Origin of the sequence: Rhodococcus ruber NBRC 15591 (assembly GCF_001894945.1) — a bacterium.
GTDB lineage: Bacteria > Actinomycetota > Actinomycetes > Mycobacteriales > Mycobacteriaceae > Rhodococcus > Rhodococcus ruber.
This window is the reverse complement of record NZ_BCXE01000003.1, coordinates 35,776-50,466: the sequence shown is the minus strand read 5'-3', so window position 1 is coordinate 50,466 and position 14,691 is coordinate 35,776. Positions and strand designations below refer to the sequence as shown.

15 protein-coding genes are annotated in these 14,691 nt (G+C 67.9%); 6 read left to right on the top strand and 9 right to left on the bottom strand.

Going from position 1 to position 14,691, the window contains the following annotated elements; genetic code table 11:
* Window positions 1–271 precede the first annotated feature (271 nt).
* Complete coding sequence (locus RR3_RS03840; protein WP_003938431.1) at window positions 272–580, top strand: EthD family reductase; 309 nt, start codon at window positions 272–274, stop codon at window positions 578–580.
* Between the two features lie 80 nt (window positions 581–660).
* Here the strand turns inward: RR3_RS03840 and RR3_RS03835 are convergent, their stop codons facing one another.
* The 7 genes from RR3_RS03835 to RR3_RS03805 all read right to left on the bottom strand — a co-directional run bounded on the left by RR3_RS03835 (window position 661) and on the right by RR3_RS03805 (window position 7,575).
* Window positions 661–1,083, bottom strand: a complete 423-nt coding sequence (locus RR3_RS03835) for a nuclear transport factor 2 family protein (RefSeq protein WP_010594004.1) — start codon at window positions 1,081–1,083, stop codon at window positions 661–663.
* A 31-nt stretch (window positions 1,084–1,114) separates the two neighbouring features.
* Window positions 1,115–2,911 carry a flavin-containing monooxygenase gene (locus RR3_RS03830; RefSeq protein WP_017679792.1) on the bottom strand — a complete coding sequence of 599 codons (1,797 nt, stop codon included), beginning with the start codon at window positions 2,909–2,911 and terminating at the stop codon, window positions 1,115–1,117.
* Window positions 2,912–2,936: 25 nt separating this feature from the next.
* A complete protein-coding gene (locus RR3_RS03825) occupies window positions 2,937–3,779 on the bottom strand; it encodes a mycofactocin-coupled SDR family oxidoreductase (protein ID WP_003938428.1) in 843 nt (280 codons plus the stop codon).
* Between the two features lie 39 nt (window positions 3,780–3,818).
* On the bottom strand, window positions 3,819–4,364 hold the full coding sequence (locus tag RR3_RS03820) for an SgcJ/EcaC family oxidoreductase (RefSeq protein WP_017679791.1): 546 nt from the start codon (window positions 4,362–4,364) through the stop codon (window positions 3,819–3,821).
* A gap of 106 nt (window positions 4,365–4,470) precedes the next feature.
* Window positions 4,471–5,592 (bottom strand): NDMA-dependent alcohol dehydrogenase, encoded by a 1,122-nt coding sequence (locus RR3_RS03815; protein WP_010594001.1) that lies wholly within the window; start codon window positions 5,590–5,592, stop codon window positions 4,471–4,473.
* Window positions 5,593–5,859: 267 nt separating this feature from the next.
* Window positions 5,860–6,600, bottom strand: a complete 741-nt coding sequence (locus RR3_RS03810) for a FadR/GntR family transcriptional regulator (RefSeq protein WP_010594000.1) — start codon at window positions 6,598–6,600, stop codon at window positions 5,860–5,862.
* Window positions 6,601–6,789: 189 nt separating this feature from the next.
* Entirely contained in the window at window positions 6,790–7,575 is a 786-nt protein-coding gene (locus tag RR3_RS03805; protein ID WP_010593999.1) for an enoyl-CoA hydratase/isomerase family protein, read from the bottom strand.
* Window positions 7,576–7,806: 231 nt separating this feature from the next.
* Here RR3_RS03805 and RR3_RS03800 point away from each other — a divergent pair, with 231 nt between their 5' ends.
* Window positions 7,807–8,514 carry a FadR/GntR family transcriptional regulator gene (locus RR3_RS03800; protein ID WP_010593998.1) on the top strand — a complete coding sequence of 236 codons (708 nt, stop codon included), beginning with the start codon at window positions 7,807–7,809 and terminating at the stop codon, window positions 8,512–8,514.
* Between the two features lie 133 nt (window positions 8,515–8,647).
* Here RR3_RS03800 and RR3_RS03795 read toward each other — a convergent pair whose 3' ends face one another.
* Window positions 8,648–8,845 (bottom strand): ferredoxin, encoded by a 198-nt coding sequence (locus tag RR3_RS03795; protein WP_003938422.1) that lies wholly within the window; start codon window positions 8,843–8,845, stop codon window positions 8,648–8,650.
* A 151-nt stretch (window positions 8,846–8,996) separates the two neighbouring features.
* Here RR3_RS03795 and RR3_RS03790 point away from each other — a divergent pair, with 151 nt between their 5' ends.
* The 4 genes from RR3_RS03790 to RR3_RS03775 all read left to right on the top strand — a co-directional run bounded on the left by RR3_RS03790 (window position 8,997) and on the right by RR3_RS03775 (window position 13,522).
* A complete protein-coding gene (locus tag RR3_RS03790; RefSeq protein ID WP_017679790.1) occupies window positions 8,997–10,241 on the top strand; it encodes a cytochrome P450 in 1,245 nt (414 codons plus the stop codon).
* A gap of 57 nt (window positions 10,242–10,298) precedes the next feature.
* The gene (locus tag RR3_RS03785) at window positions 10,299–11,489 is read left to right on the top strand and encodes an NAD(P)/FAD-dependent oxidoreductase (RefSeq protein WP_017679789.1); all 1,191 of its coding nucleotides are present in this window, start codon (window positions 10,299–10,301) and stop codon (window positions 11,487–11,489) included.
* A 63-nt stretch (window positions 11,490–11,552) separates the two neighbouring features.
* Window positions 11,553–13,007, top strand: a complete 1,455-nt coding sequence (locus RR3_RS03780; RefSeq protein ID WP_017679788.1) for an aldehyde dehydrogenase — start codon at window positions 11,553–11,555, stop codon at window positions 13,005–13,007.
* 77 nt (window positions 13,008–13,084) lie between these two features.
* The gene (locus RR3_RS03775; protein ID WP_010593994.1) at window positions 13,085–13,522 is read left to right on the top strand and encodes a nuclear transport factor 2 family protein; all 438 of its coding nucleotides are present in this window, start codon (window positions 13,085–13,087) and stop codon (window positions 13,520–13,522) included.
* A gap of 62 nt (window positions 13,523–13,584) precedes the next feature.
* Here RR3_RS03775 and RR3_RS03770 read toward each other — a convergent pair whose 3' ends face one another.
* The gene (locus RR3_RS03770; RefSeq protein WP_010593993.1) at window positions 13,585–14,505 is read right to left on the bottom strand and encodes an SMP-30/gluconolactonase/LRE family protein; all 921 of its coding nucleotides are present in this window, start codon (window positions 14,503–14,505) and stop codon (window positions 13,585–13,587) included.
* Window positions 14,506–14,691: the final 186 nt, after the last annotated feature.

Below are 14,691 nucleotides of genomic sequence, written 5' to 3'. Positions count from 1 at the left end.
GGGATTCGATCGGATGTGCCGATGTTGCCGCCGGACTCGCGGATTCGGTGGGTCCGGCGGGAGCGTGATCCGCCCGGCTGATCGGCCGGCGCGGAAAAAAAGTCTGTGACGGGTATCACTCTATCAATGCGAATGGATATAATCAAAGACGGAAAGCGAATATATGTGGCGGGCTTTCCTGCCTTCTTGCTGCGTGCGGGACCACTCCACCATCCCGCGTGCGGGTCCGCCGCCCGGAGAATGTCCGAACCCATCATCGAAAGAGGTCCACATGTACCGACTCGTCGCCGCCTACAACCACCCCGAGGATCCCGAGAAGTTCCTCGACCACTACCGCAACGTGCACTCCAAGCTCGCACTGAAGCAGCAGGGCATCCGGAACTACGAATGGGGTGTGTGCTCCACTCCCGACGGCAGCACCCCGCCGCACTTCCTGGTCGCGGTCTGCGACTGGGACAGCAAGGAAGCCATGCTCGCGGACATGGCGTCGCCGGAAGGACAGCAGGGCGCAGCCGACCTCGAGAACTTCGCGCAGGCCGGCGTCTCGTTCGACTTCTACGAGATCACCAAGGACATCTGATCGGGGATACCCGACCGGGACACGCGACCGGGGTGGGGACTGCGAAGTCCCCACCCCGGCCGCGTATCTCGCCGTCGTGGTCAGGCGTCGAAGCCGTCCATCTGCGGCGTGGTGAGACCCGTGATGATCCGCTCGGCGATCTTCCAGCCGTCGGCGGTGCGGACGTAGCGGTCCTCGTTGAGTGCGATCGCCTTGATGGCGGCGCCGTTCTTCATCTCCGCTTCGGAGAAGACGTAATTCGTACCGGTGGCGTGGTCGTCGTCCTCGAAGTCGATCACGTGATTGGTGATGATGTGGAACTGCTTGTCCACCGCCTGTGCGTCCCGCTCGAAGAAGTCGAGGATCTGCTCGTGGCCCTCGTACCGGGTCAGGCCCACGGCGCTGGCGTCCCACACCCCGTCGGGTGCGAAGGCGGACAGGGCTTCCTTGGGGTCGAACCGGTCGAGACCCCGGGCGTAGAGGTGGGTGACGCGGATGATCTCGTTGATGTCGTCGGCGCGCATGTGTCGGTCTCCGTGTACTCGAGGGGATGGGTCAGGGAACGGACGGCAGGTCGATGCCGTCCAGGTCGGCTCTGATCTGCAGTGCGAGGTACTTGTTGTAGATCCGGGCGAACGTGAGATTGCCGCCGCTGAACCAGAACCGGTCGTGGCCGGAACGTCGCCACACCGACCGGATCTCGCCCTCGTCGTCGAGGCCCCAGACCGGTCCGCACCGGTCGGCGACCGCGTCGCCCAGGACGCGGCGGGCAGTGTCGAGAATGCCCCGGAATCCGGTGGCGAACACGACGGTGTCGGCGGGCAGGACGGTGCCGTCCGACATCATGACACCCTCGGGGACGAATCGTTCGACGGTCTTCCCGGCGACCAGCCCGATCGACCCGTCCGCGACGAGCCGCGAGGCGCCGACGTCGATGTAGTAGCCGCCGTTGCGGGTGAGGAAGAGGTTCATCGCTCCGGTCCCGCCGTCGCCCAGGTGATGGCGGAATCCCCGGGCGCTCAGGGCATCGAGCAGATCACGATCGATGTCGGCCATCGCCGCGACCGCGGTACGCAGACCGTCGACGAATCCCTCGTCCCGTCGCGCGAACGACGCCCCGACGAGGTCGGCGATCTCGGTGGGTGCGGTGTCCTCGCCGTAGGCCGGCTTCAGCATGACGTCGACCACGGTGGTGCCGCCGACGACGTAGGTCGGACCCCGCTGGACGAGGGTCACGTTCGCGCCGGTGTTGTAGAGGTCCTGCGCGATGTCGTGGCCGCTGTTCCCGGTGCCGATGACGACGACGTTCCGGCCGCTCCGTCGGGGGTCCGTCGCGTACCGGCCGGAATGGAGCAGTTCGCCCGCGAATTCTCCGGTCCCGGGGATGTCCGGGACGAGCGGCTCGGTGCCGCTCAGTCCGGTGGCCAGGACCACGTGCTGTGGATGCAGTACGCGCCGTTCGCCGCCGCGGTCGAGGAGCACCTCCCAGCGCCTCGTCGCCGGATCGTACGAGGCACTCACCAGTTCCGTGCGCGTCCACACGTTCAGTTCCAGGGCCCGGGCGTAGATGTCGAGCCAGTCACCCATCTTGTCCTTCGGGGTGAACACGGGCCAGGTGGGTGGGAACGGCATCATCGGCAGATGGTTCGACCACACGGGGTCGTGCAGCACCAGCGAGTCGTACCGGTTGCGCCAGTTGTCGCCCACGCGCTCGTTGCGTTCGACGACGAGCGTGTGCACGTTCATCGCGCCCAGGTAGGCGGCGAGTCCGAGGCCGGAATGCCCGGCACCGATCACGAGGACGTCCGGATCCCGGTCGGCGCACTCGTTCGCGAGACGGCGGCGGTCGCCCCAGTGGGCGGTGACGCGTTCCCCGGGTTCCGGGGCGCCGATCGGACGACGTTCTCCGACAGCCGGTTCGGCCCCGGCGAGACTGTCGAGGGCCGTCAGCACGGCGATCGCTCGCCAGCGGTCCGTCTCGTCCGGGGTCAGGCGCGCGACGCCACGGACCTGTCCGAAGCGGACGGTGAGGCGGAAGAGCAGCTGTATCACCGGCGGACCGTCGCCGGTGGGCAGCAGAACCGGCGGGGCGGCGGAATCGAGTGCCTCGTCGCGGACCTCGAGGTCCGCCGCGCCGGTGAGCAGCGGGCGGATCGCCGATTCGCCGTGCAGGCTGCGCAGATCACCGGTGAAGGCGAGCAGGTCGCGCCACCATGCGTCGGTGGCGAGAGCATCCGGATAGTCGCCGGTACCGCCCGACCGGAGTGCATCGGCGAAATCCGCGAGCCAGCGCTCGGCGACCTCGGCGGGGCGGGCGGGATCGAGACGCGGGGTGTCGAGTCTTGCGGTCATGAGGTCTCCCGTTCGTCCGGCCGGATCAGCGCAGGGTGTAGCCGGCGTCGACCTTGAGTTCGGTGCCGGTGACGTACCGGGCCTCGTCGGAGGCGAGGTAGAGCACCGCGTTGGAGATGTCGATCGGTTCGATCCACGGCACGGGCAGGACGTTGGTGGTGGCGAAGACCGGTGCGGCCTGTTCCTGCGTGGGATGTTCCACGTCCGGGAGGAACAGCCGGAAGCAGGATTCGTTCAGGATCATGTCCGTGGCGACGCCGGTGGGATGCACGGTGTTGACGCGGATGCCGTGCGGCCCCAATTCCAGTGCCAGCGTGCGCATCAGGCCGACCACGGCGTGCTTGCTCGCGGTGTAGGGCGCCACGTTCGGCGTGCCCTTCAGGCCTGCGGTGGAGCTGGTGATGACGATCGAGCCACCGGTGCCCTGCTCGATCAGGTGCGGGGTGACGGCCTTGCAGGTGTGCCACACGCCCTTGAGGTTGATGTCGAGGACGTCGTCCCAGTCGCGTTCGGTGACGAGGTGCGTCTCGTCGCCGAAGAGGAAGATCCCCGCGTTGGCGGCGACGATGTCGATCCGGCCGAGTTCGGCGATGCCCTCGTCGACGACGGCCTTCACGGCGTCGAAGTTGCGGACGTCGGCCTTGCGGGCGATGATCCGGCGGTCGAGGGCCTCGACGGCGCGCACCGTCTCGGCCAGGTCCTCCTCGGTGGCGCCGGGGTAGAAGCGGGTGACGCTCTCGATCTCCTCGGCGACATCGAGAGCGACGATGTCGGCGCCCTCCTCGGCGAGGCGGATCGCGTGACTGCGTCCCTGGCCGCGGGCCGCCCCCGTGATGAACGCGACCTTACCTGCTACCCGTCCTGTCATAGCTGCTCCTTCGGGGCCGCCGACGGGCCCGATCCGCCGTCAGCGGTAGGTGTTCCAGGTGGGAGCCGACTCCGGATAGTCGGCTTCGGTGTATCGGGTCTGGGGCCACCGAATCCGTTTGGTGGTACGGAAACTCGAGCCCATCGACTCGAACGGTACCGCGTACATGAACGATACGGTGCGTCTTTCGAAAAGCCATGTGCTGTCCCGCCGCACGTACCGGTCCCGATAGCGGAAGGCGGTCATCATCAGCGTGTCGTGGACGGCCAGTTCGGCGTGGCCGGTCATGATTCCGCTTGCGTGCGAGTCGTCTTCGATCGTGACGAGGTGGATCTCGGGGGTGTGCAGCATGGTGTGGTAACGGTCCATGCTGGAGACGTAGAAGGGGCGGATCTGCTCACGGCCGCACAGTTCGGTGCCGGCGACCTCGAAGACACCGTCCTCGGTGAACATCGACAGGACGGCGTCGATGTCGTGGTCGTCGACGGCCAGGGCGTAACGCCCTGCGAGATCCCGGATCTCGTCCTTGGCGACGAGGCGGCTCAGGGCGGCGGAATCGAGGTCCGCGAGGTTCGAGGCAGTCATCGGCTCTGTTCCTGTCGGAGGTACACGGACGGGCCGGGACGGAGTGTCGACTCCGTCCCGGCCCGGGTGCCGGGCGCGGATCACCCGCGCAGTCGCGCGTGCCGATCTAGTCGTCGTACATGATGACGCCGCGGATGTTCTTGCCGTCGCGGAGATCCTTGAACGCGGTGTTGATGTCCTCGAGCTTGTAGGTCTTGGTGACCAGCTCGTCCAGCTTGAACTCGCCGCGGCGGTACATGTCGGCGATGAGCGGGATGTCGCGGCGCGCCGTCGTGGTGCCGTACAGGGTGCCCTGCAGGCGCTTGCCCGACATCGCGAAGGTGAACAGGTCGAACGGCACGTCGCGCTGGGTGACCGGCGCCGCCGAGGTGAGCACCAGGGTGCCGCCGCGACGGGTCATCTCCTGGGCGGGGTTCAGCAGGTGCCCGTAGGCGATGTCGACCGTGATGATGACGACGTCGGCGCCCTGGCCGTCGGTGAGCTGATCGACGACCTCGCGGCACTGGTCGAAGTTCTCGGTGGTGTGGGTGGCACCGAAGATCTTCGCCTGGTCGCGCTTGAACTCGACCGGGTCGATCGTGACGATGTTCTTGGCGCCCTTGTGCCGGGCGCCCTGGACGGCGTTCATGCCCACACCGCCGGTGCCGATGACGACCACGGTGTCACCGAGCTGGATGTCGGCCGCGTAGACGGACGATCCCCAGCCGGTGGGCACGCCGCAGCCGATGAGCGCGGCCTTGTCGAGCGGGATGTCCTTGCCGATCTTCACGCACGAGTCGATGTTGACCACGACGTACGGCGAGAAGGTGCCGAGGTAGGAGAACGGGCCGACGCCCTGGCCGCGGGCGTGGACGCGGTGCGTGCCGTCGGGTGCGTAGCCCGCGAGCACGCCGGCACCCATCTCGCACATGTTGGAACGGCCGATGGTGCACATCTTGCAGTGGCCGCAGGACGGCAGGAAGGACAGGACGACGTGGTCGCCGACCTCGAAACCGGTGACGTCCGGGCCGAGTTCCTCGATCACGCCGGCGCCTTCGTGGCCACCGATGATCGGCGCCCAGTCGAGGGGGATGTCGCCGGTGTCGACGTGGTCGTCACTGTGGCAGATGCCGGAGGCGGCGAGCTTGACCCGCACCTCCCGGCTCTTGGGGGGATCGATCTCGATTTCCTCGACGCTCCAACCGGACCGGGTTCCCGGCTCCCACAGCAGCGCTCCGATGGTCTTCATGGCTTCTCCTCGTGACGGGGTGAAGGCGCGAGCGGCGGCCGGGGCAGGGCTCCGGCGCGGGCTCGACGGATGTGATCGCGATGTGTGCATGTGATCGCTATCACCATAACCATACGCATGGATATAAGCAATAGCGCGAGGGAAGCGGGGGCGCGGGAGGCCGGGCGGGCGGCGGGACGGCCCGCAACGACGGCGGGCCCGCGCCGAGCCGGTGCTCGGTGCGGGCCCGCTGGGGTCCGTGTCGCCGGACGTCGCCGACGGTCGTGGTCAGCCGCCGAGCGCCTGGTTCCAGGGCAGGACCTGGCTCAGGAGTTCGGGGAACTTGCGCTCGGCGTAGCGGACGTACTCGTTGATGTGGTCGCGCATCCGGTCCTCGGACAGGTCCGCGTCGTGCGAATTCAGCGCCTCGTAGATCTGCGTGTGCGCCTTGAGCGTCGTCTCCCGCAGCGGGGCGGGATGGTCGACGCCCATCACCGTGCCGCCGGTGATCCGGAGCAGCGCGTCCGTCAGGTAGCCGAAGAGCGCGTTGCCGGTGGACCAGGCGATGACGTCGTGGAACTGCTTGTTCGTCTCGAGGAACGTGTCGATGTCCGCGGTGTCGAACGACTGCTGCATCCGGTCGACGGACTGCTTCAGCTCCTGCAGGTTCTCGTCGCTGATCCGCTCGGCGGCCAGGCGGCAGATGACGGGCTCGAGGGCGGTGCGCGCCTCCACGATGGTGTTGAGGGAGGCGTTCTGGAGCTGCATCAGCAGGATGATGGTGCTCGCCAGGTGGGACGCGTCGGGGTCGAGGAGGACGGGACCGCCCTTGGGTCCCGGCTTGAGGGCGATCATGCCCTGGAACTCGAGCAGCCGCAGTCCCTCGCGCAGGGTCCCGCGGCCGATCTGGTACTCCTCGAGCATCGCCTTCTCCGGGGGCAGCAGGTCCCCGGGCTGCAGACCTTTTCGCGCCGTATCCCGGACGATCTGCTGGGCTACCACCAGCGACGTCTTCGGGCCTCTCGACATTGCAGCCACGAAAGCCTCCTCAGCCTCTCGGCCTCCTGACTTCCGGGAAGCGGAGGCTCTCACGGCGGAGCGGGTGCTCGCCGTGTCGGCGGATCGGCTGGGCGACGTCCCCGGTCGATCCGAAATGTGCACTGTACTCATTGTGCACGCGATTGTGCACATTGATGTGCACCATTATCGAACGTGTGTCTATTCGGCGGGCGGGAACTGCGGCTTGCGCTTCTCCAGGAATGCCTGCGCGCCCTCGACCATGTCGGCGCTGCCGATCGCCTGGACGAGCATGCCGAGGCCGTTGCTGAAGGAGTCCCGGGCGGAGTTCCACCAGATGTTCGAACTGACCTTCGTGATCTCGAGGTACCGCGGGCTCAGTGCCTCGAACTCGCGGCACAGCGAACGGACGGATTCCTCGAGGAGTTCGTCGTCGACCACCTCGTTCACCAGTCCCATCTCGTACGCGCGCTCGGCCGGGTAGCGCCGGCACAGCAGCGACAGTTCCTTGGCGCGCTTCTCGCCGATCTGAACGCCCATCACGTTCGTGGCGCCGCTGACCGGAGAACTACCGACGCGGGGGCCGGTCTGCCCGAAGGTCGCCGAGCGGGCGGCGACGGCGAGGTCGCAGGCCACCACCAGCTCGTTGCCGCCGCCCGCCGCGGCACCGTTGACGGCCGCGACGACCGGCCGGGGGCAGGTGCGGATCGCGTCGAACAGTTCGAGCGAGGACCGGTAGAGACCGCGCAGTTCCTTGACGGTCGGCTGACTGAGCTGTCCGAGCGACCCGCCGGCGCAGAAGCTTCCACCGGATCCGGTGATGACCACCGAGCGGTATTCGGTGGCGTTGTGGAGCGCGTCGACCATGACCGCGCACATCTCGGCGTCGAACGCGTTGCGGCGCTCGGGCCGGTTGAGCCGGATCCACAGGCTCGAGTCGACCGAGTCGAGAACGACGCTCGTGGTGGTGGAGGCGGGGCTGCTCATCGGAACTCCTTCGATCGAGGTTCACGGTTCGGCTGGGCTGGGTACCTGGGAGATGCGGCTCGCTCGGCGCATCTTTTCCGGCCCGACACACGAACTGTACGTTATAATCGTTAGCATTATTTTGGCTCGGCGGGAAGTGGGGAGTGTCCGCTCCGGACGGCGTTCCCGAGCCGGCGGGCGCTCCGGGGAGGAGAAGGCGCGATGATCACAGGACGGGCGCCCAAAGCGGCCATGGTGGTGGCGCAGCACATCATCAGGGACGCGACCAGGCAGAATCTGGCGGCGGGCGATCTGCTGCCGTCGGAGCGGATCATGCTCGAGAAGTACGAGATCGGTCGTGGCACACTGCGGGAAGCCCTGCGATTGCTGGAATTCCAGGGGGTCATCGCTCTCAAGCCGGGACCGAGAGGCGGGCCGGTGATGCTGGACCCCGACGCGTCCCATCTTGCGAGTTCGCTCATCCTCCTCATGCAGCTCAAGGACGCCCCGTTCAGCGTCATCATCGAGGCGCGCACCGCCCTCGAGCCGATGATCAGCCGGCTGGCCGCCCAGCGCATCAGCGGCGAGACGCTCGTCGATCTGAAGGAAACCATCGACCGGATGCACGGATCGCTCGGTGACCAGCACGAGTTCCTCGAGGCGAACAAGAGCTTCCACGACCTGATCGCCTGGTCCTCGGGCAATCCGCTGTTCGGGTACATGGTCGATTCCCTGCTCGGCATCATGGACGGCACGGCGGTCGGCATCGACTACCCACCGCACCGGCGCGAGGCGATCATCGTCGCGCACACCCGGATCTACGAGTCGCTCTCCCAGGGGGACGAGATCGGCTCCGAGGAACGCATGCGCGACCACATCAACGCCTACCGGCGGTATGCCCAGCGCAAGTACCCCGACCTGCTCGATCAGGTCATCCAGTGGGACCGCGCACTGGGCTGAGGCCCACCGCGGGCGCAGGGCTGACGCGCACCGCAGGCGCAAGGCTGAGGCCCACCGCAGGCGCAGGAAGGGGCCCCGGATACGTATCCGGGGCCCCTTCCTGCGTCGTGTGCCGGCCGATCGAAAGGCGTCGTCACTCGGTGACGACGGAGATCGCACGCTCGGGGCAGGACGCGGCTGCCTCGCGTGCGGCGTGCTCGTTGGCCGGGTCGTCGCCCCCGGGCAGGACGTACGCGTGGCCGTCCTCCTCGCGCAGCGCGAAGACCTGGGGGGAGGTCATGAAGCACAGCCCGTGGCCCTGGCAGTGGTTCTCGTCGACAACAACCTTCATCGGTCGCTCCTTCCGTCATCCGGATATCGAGGATGCCAGCTCGTTGAACATTTGATTTGATGGCCGGGCTGGCGGTGTGATCTACACTACTATATCATCTGTTATAACCATTAGCAGGAGATGCCCGATCCGACGCAGGAGGGTCCACGCGATGGACAGCCGCAATCGTTGCCCCGTCATCAACTTCGACCACAATTCGCAGGAGCACTCTGCCGATCCGGTCGCCTCGTACCGCAAGGTTCGCCAGAACGAGCGAGTCGCCTGGACGGAGGCGCACGGCGGGTACTGGGTGCTCAGCGACTACGACTCGGTCTTCGAGGCCGCCCGTGACGACGAGACGTTCTCGTCGGCGCGTAACGAATATGGGGGAGAAGGCCTTTCGGTTGTCATCCCGAAGACTCCGATGCACTTCCACATCCCCATCGAGCTCGATCCCCCGGAGTTCCGCAAGTACCGCAAGATCGTCAACCCGATCACCGCGCCCGCGGCCGTCGAGCGGATGAAGGCACTCGTCGACCGCCACACCGCCGGGTTCATCGACAGCGTGATCGAGGACGGGCAATGCGACCTCACCTCGGTCATCGCGGTTCCCTCCATCGTGACGGTGGACTGGCTCGGCCTCGACCTGGCCGACTGGAAGCGCTACTCCCATGCGCACCACCAGGCGCTCGCCGGCATCCCGGGAAGCGACGACTACCGCCACGCGATGGAGGTCGAGTTCCCCTACCTGGGTGATCGCATGCGCGAGACCATCCGGGCACGACGCGAGAACCCCACCGACGACATCATCAGCTACCTCGTGCAGCAGGAGATCGACGGCCGCCCGCTCAACGACTTCGAGATGTACTCGATCGTCGATCTGCTGCTCGCCGGCGGTGTCGGAACCACCGCGTCCCTGGTGAGCCAGGCCCTCGTGTGGCTCGCGGAGCACCCGGCCGTGCGTCAGCGGTTGATCGACGACCCGAGTCTGATGGACCACGCCGTCGAGGAGTTCCTGCGGTACTTCTCGCCCACCCAGGCGCTCGCCCGGACCGTCACCAAGGACACCGACTTCCAGGGCTGCCCCATGAAGAAGGGCGACCGGGTGCTGCTGTCGTGGTCGTCGGCCAACCGCGACGAGAAGCTCTTCGAGAACCCGGACGAGATCGACATCGAACGGTGGCCGAACCGGCACACCGCCTTCGGGATCGGTGTACATCGTTGCGCCGGATCGCATCTCGGTCGCTACATGTCCAAGACGCTCATCAGCCAGATTCTCGAGCGGATGCCCGACTACGAGGTGGACTTCTCCGCGCTCGAGCGGTACCCGCACCAGGGCACCAACATGGGCTGGCAGCGGATCCCGGCCACCTACACGCCGGGCCCGCGGGTGCTGTCGGACTACACCCTGTACTGAGGGGTGCCGAGCACGTCCACCGCATCATCCGATTCATCGACAGGACAGGGGAACGCCGTGTTCAACGGCCGAAGAATCGTCGTCGTCGGCGGCGGCCTCGCCGGGCTCCGCACGTGTGAGGCGCTGCGCGCCGAAGGCTTCGACGGTGAGCTCGAACTGCTCTGCGCCGAGCCCACCCCGCCGTACGACCGGCCGCCGCTGAGCAAGTCCGCACTCGCCGAGCCGCAGGACACCACGTTCGACGTCGACTACGCGGCGCTCGGTGTCGAACTGCGCCTCGGGGTCCGGGCCCGGTCGCTCGACACCGCCGCCCGGGTGGTGCGCACCGATGCCGGCGAGCACTCCTACGATGCGCTGGTCGTCGCGACCGGCGCGGCCCCGGTCACCCTGCCCGGGACCGGCCGGCAACTCGTGCTGCGCACCGCCGCGGACGCCGAGCGTCTTCGCGCCGAGCTACGCCCGGGAGCCCGTGTCGTCCTCGTCGGTGCCGGCTGGATCAACGCCGAGATCGCCACGACCGCACTGGCTCTGGGCTGCTCGGTGACCTGCGTGGAAGCCGGGCCCCGGCCGCTCGCGGGACCGCTGGGCGCGCAGGTGGCCGAGCGGCTGCACGCGTGGTGGGACGGGGTCGATCTGCGCTGCGGCACCGGCGTCGGCGAGATCACGCCCGGCGGACTGACGCTGGACGACGGCACCGCGCTCCCGGCGGACGTCGTCGTCACCGGTATCGGAGTGCGGCCCGACGTGGGCTGGCTGACCGGCTCCGGTCTCGAGATCGATCGCGGGGTCGTCGTCGACGAGTCGCTGCGTACCTCCGACCCGTCGGTGTTCGCCGTCGGCGACGTCGCGATGCGCTGGTCGCCCCGGTTCGGGACACGACTCGGTGGTGAGCACTGGGACGAGGCGCGCACCGGACCGGCGACGGTCGCCGGTGCACTCCTGCGGCCGCAGTCGCCGCCCGTCTTCGACCCGATCCCGTACTTCTGGAGCGACCAGTTCGGGCACAAGATCCAATTCGTCGGACACAGAAGCGAATCCGACGATATGGTGTTCCGGGAGGGTGCGGACGGCAAGTGGGGTGCGGCCTGGTTCGATGCCGCCGAGCAGCTCACCGCGCACCTGAGCGTCGATTCCCCCCGGCACATGGTGCAAGCCCGCATGGCGATCGATCGTCGTGCCGTCGTGGATCCGGACGCGATCCGGGATCTGTCGGCGCCCCTGCAGGCGCCGGCGCCGGCAGTGAAGTAGTACTCCCATCCCATCCAGCGAGTCGCCGTGGCGAGAGTCCGCGGTCGAGTGGAGGAACACAGCATGACCACAGCCACTCCCATCCAGTTGAAGAGCTACGACAAGCTGTTCATCGGCGGATCGTGGGTCGAGCCGTCCAGCGACGCGGTGATCGAGGTGATCTCCCCGATCAACGGTGAGGTCATCGCGACCGTGCCCGAGGCGCGCGAGGCCGACATGGACCGCGCCGTCGCGGCGGCGCGCAAGGCGTTCGACGAAGGCCCCTGGCCGCGGATGACGCCCGCCGAGCGCGCGGAGATCCTCGTGCGCGTCGGGAACGAGGTGAAGAAGCGGATCCCGGAGATGGCCGAGGCCTTCACCCTCGAATTGGGCGCTCCCGCAGCGGTGTCCACGCTGTTCCACCAGAACGCCGTCGACATGTGGGACGACGCGGCCACGTTCCACGAGCGTTTCGCGTTCGAGGAGGAGCGCACCTGGAAGGGCGGGCACGGCAAGATCGTGCGGGAGCCCATCGGCGTCGTCGCGGTCGTGGTCCCGTGGAACGGTCCCGTCGCGACCGGCTCGCTGAAGATCTCGCCTGCGCTCGCCGCGGGCTGCACGGTGGTGCTCAAGCCGGCCCCGGAGGGACCCGTCACCATGATGATGCTGGCCGAGGCGCTCGACGCGGCGGGCCTGCCCGAGGGCGTCATCAGCGTCGTCCCGGCAGGACGGGAGGTGGGTGACTACCTCGTCAGCCACCCGGACGTCGACAAGATCAGTTTCACCGGCAGCACGGCGGCCGGTCGTGTGGTCATGAGCCGGGCCGCAGAGCGGATCAAGCGGGTCACCCTCGAACTCGGCGGCAAGTCGGCCGCGATCATCGCCGACGACATCGACCTCGATACCTTCCTGCCCGGCATGGTGTTCGGCGGCATCGGTCATTCGGGGCAGGTCTGCGCCGCCCTCACCCGCATCATCGTCCCGCGTGAGCGCCAGGAGGAGGTCGTCGAGGCGATCAAGGCGGTGATGGAGAGCGTGAAGGTCGGTGACCCGCGGGACGAGGACACGGTCCTCGGACCCCTCGCCGCCGAACGTCAGCAGACGCGGGTGCTCGACTACATCGAGGTCGGGAAGAAGGAAGGCGCCCGGCTGGTGACCGGCGGCGGCAAGCCGGCCCACCTCGACCGCGGCTGGTACGTCGAACCGACCCTGTTCGCGGACGTCTCCAACGACATGCGCATCGCGCAGGAGGAGATCTTCGGACCGGTGCTGGTGGTGATCCCGTTCGATTCGATCGACGAGGCCGTCGCCATCGCCAACGACTCGGACTACGGCCTGTCCGGCTCCGTCTACGCGAAGGACGAGGAGCTGGCCCAGAGCATCGCGCGACGGGTGCGCACCGGGCAGATCTCCGTCAACGGCTACGCGATGTGCGTCGTGCAGCCCTTCGGCGGCTACAAGCAGTCCGGTCTCGGCCGTGAGGGCGGCATCGAAGGGTTCGATGCGTTCTTCGAGACCAAGCTGATCCAGCTTCCCTGATCCACGACGGGTGCGGGGTGCGTCCGCGACGAGGGCGCACCCCGGTATCCGGCACCGACGAAAGCGAAGGACCCGACATGACTGCGGTATCCCCCGACCTCGCCCGCCGCGCGGAAGACCTGATGTACGCGTATGCATCCGCCGTGGACGAGGGTGACCTCGACGCCCTGCGCGCCCTGATCACGGACGACGTTTCGATCATCCAGAACGGCAAGGAGGATGTGGGGCCGGAGGAGTTCCTCGGGGTCTACCGCGCCTTCGCCGAGTCCGGCGCGGAGTTCTCCCGTCACGCGATCACCAACGTCCGCGTGACCGGCGAGGGCGACGGCCGGGTGCGGGTCGACGCGTACTTCGAGGCGACGGTGGCCGGGCCCGAGGGCACGCAGCGGCTGTACGGTCGCTACGCCGACACGTTCGCCGAGCGCGACGGTGCGCTGCTCATCGAGCGCAAGGACATCACGGTGGACCGCGTGCTCGACCAGCCGGCCTCCGCGGCGGCGTACGCGCCCTACTGATCGAACGGGAAAGGGCGGCGATTCGTCGAATCGCCGCCCTTTCGCACGTCCTGAGGGCCGTCCTACGGGCGACCGCCGTGGGTGGCGCCGACGCGGGTGGCGAGCAGGCTCGCGTCGCGCGTATGACGACGGGCGGCCTCCGAGGAGTTCGGCGCCGCGCAGGCGTAGAGGGTGTTGCCTTCCGGCCCGCCGAGCATGCACGCGAACACCCCGGTCGGGAACACGACCTCGGCGGTGATCGTGCCACCTTCCTCGACGCGGATGACCCGCCGGTGGAGAGCGTCGGCGACCCACACCGCACCGTCGCTGTCGAGGCAGATGCCGTCCGGCGCGACGGCCGCGGCGCTCATCGCGGCCTTGACCGACTCGGTGGGCAGGTCCGGTCCGAACGCGGCCCAGGTGCGCTGCCCATCGAGCCGGCCGTCGGCCCCGATGTCGAAGGCGGTCAGCTTGTTGCCCATGCTCTCCGCGACGACCAGCGTGCCGGCGGGGGTGATCACCATGCCGTTGGGGAAGCGGAGGTCGGAGGCCTCGACGGTGAAGGAGCCGTCCGGCGCGACGCGGATCAGGTTGGCCGGCGCGATCGGGGTGTCGCGTTTGAATTCGAAGCCGAAGCTGCCCACGTAGGCGGTGCCGTCCTCGGCGACCACCATGTCGTTGAGCTTGCCGGTCGCGACCGAGGAGAGATCGGCGTGGACGACGATCTCGCCGTCGTGCTCGCGGCGCATGATCCGCCCGGACTCCATCGCGGTGATGAGCAGGCGCCCGTCGGGCAGCCAGCCGAGCCCGGACGGCTCGTCGCCGGGGAGGGTGGCCTCGACGGTGACCGCACCGTCGGAACCGATCGAGATCACCTCGTGCCGGTAGAGATCCGAGACCCACACCCGTCCGTCGTGCCAGCGCGGGCACTCGAGGAAGGCACGGTCGGAGACGACGGTGTCGATGGGGCTCTGCAGCGCGGTGTCCTGGTTTCCGGCAGTCATGGTCGGTGGCCTTCCGTAGTAGATGCGGGGAGACGGCAGATGCGGGGAGACGCCCCCCGGAACTCTCTTCCAAGCTAGCCCAATCATGCGCATAGATAAAGGGCTCTGCCGCGCGGTATTGCAAATAATCATGCGTATGGTTATGGTGATGTGCATCACTCGCTGGGCGCCGACTCTGCGCATCCG

Coding starts and splice junctions, on each gene's coding strand:
- RR3_RS03770 (WP_010593993.1), bottom strand. CDS start 14,505: ATGACTGCCGGAAACCAGGACACCGCGCTGCAGAGCCCCATCGACACC.
- RR3_RS03800 (WP_010593998.1), top strand. CDS start 7,807: ATGGTGGTGGCGCAGCACATCATCAGGGACGCGACCAGGCAGAATCTG.
- RR3_RS03815 (WP_010594001.1), bottom strand. CDS start 5,592: ATGAAGACCATCGGAGCGCTGCTGTGGGAGCCGGGAACCCGGTCCGGT.
- RR3_RS03820 (WP_017679791.1), bottom strand. CDS start 4,364: ATGACTGCCTCGAACCTCGCGGACCTCGATTCCGCCGCCCTGAGCCGC.
- RR3_RS03775 (WP_010593994.1), top strand. CDS start 13,085: ATGACTGCGGTATCCCCCGACCTCGCCCGCCGCGCGGAAGACCTGATG.
- RR3_RS03830 (WP_017679792.1), bottom strand. CDS start 2,911: ATGACCGCAAGACTCGACACCCCGCGTCTCGATCCCGCCCGCCCCGCC.
- RR3_RS03825 (WP_003938428.1), bottom strand. CDS start 3,779: ATGACAGGACGGGTAGCAGGTAAGGTCGCGTTCATCACGGGGGCGGCC.
- RR3_RS03805 (WP_010593999.1), bottom strand. CDS start 7,575: ATGAGCAGCCCCGCCTCCACCACCACGAGCGTCGTTCTCGACTCGGTC.
- RR3_RS03795 (WP_003938422.1), bottom strand. CDS start 8,845: ATGAAGGTTGTTGTCGACGAGAACCACTGCCAGGGCCACGGGCTGTGC.
- RR3_RS03810 (WP_010594000.1), bottom strand. CDS start 6,600: ATGTCGAGAGGCCCGAAGACGTCGCTGGTGGTAGCCCAGCAGATCGTC.
- RR3_RS03835 (WP_010594004.1), bottom strand. CDS start 1,083: ATGCGCGCCGACGACATCAACGAGATCATCCGCGTCACCCACCTCTAC.
- RR3_RS03780 (WP_017679788.1), top strand. CDS start 11,553: ATGACCACAGCCACTCCCATCCAGTTGAAGAGCTACGACAAGCTGTTC.
- RR3_RS03790 (WP_017679790.1), top strand. CDS start 8,997: ATGGACAGCCGCAATCGTTGCCCCGTCATCAACTTCGACCACAATTCG.
- RR3_RS03840 (WP_003938431.1), top strand. CDS start 272: ATGTACCGACTCGTCGCCGCCTACAACCACCCCGAGGATCCCGAGAAG.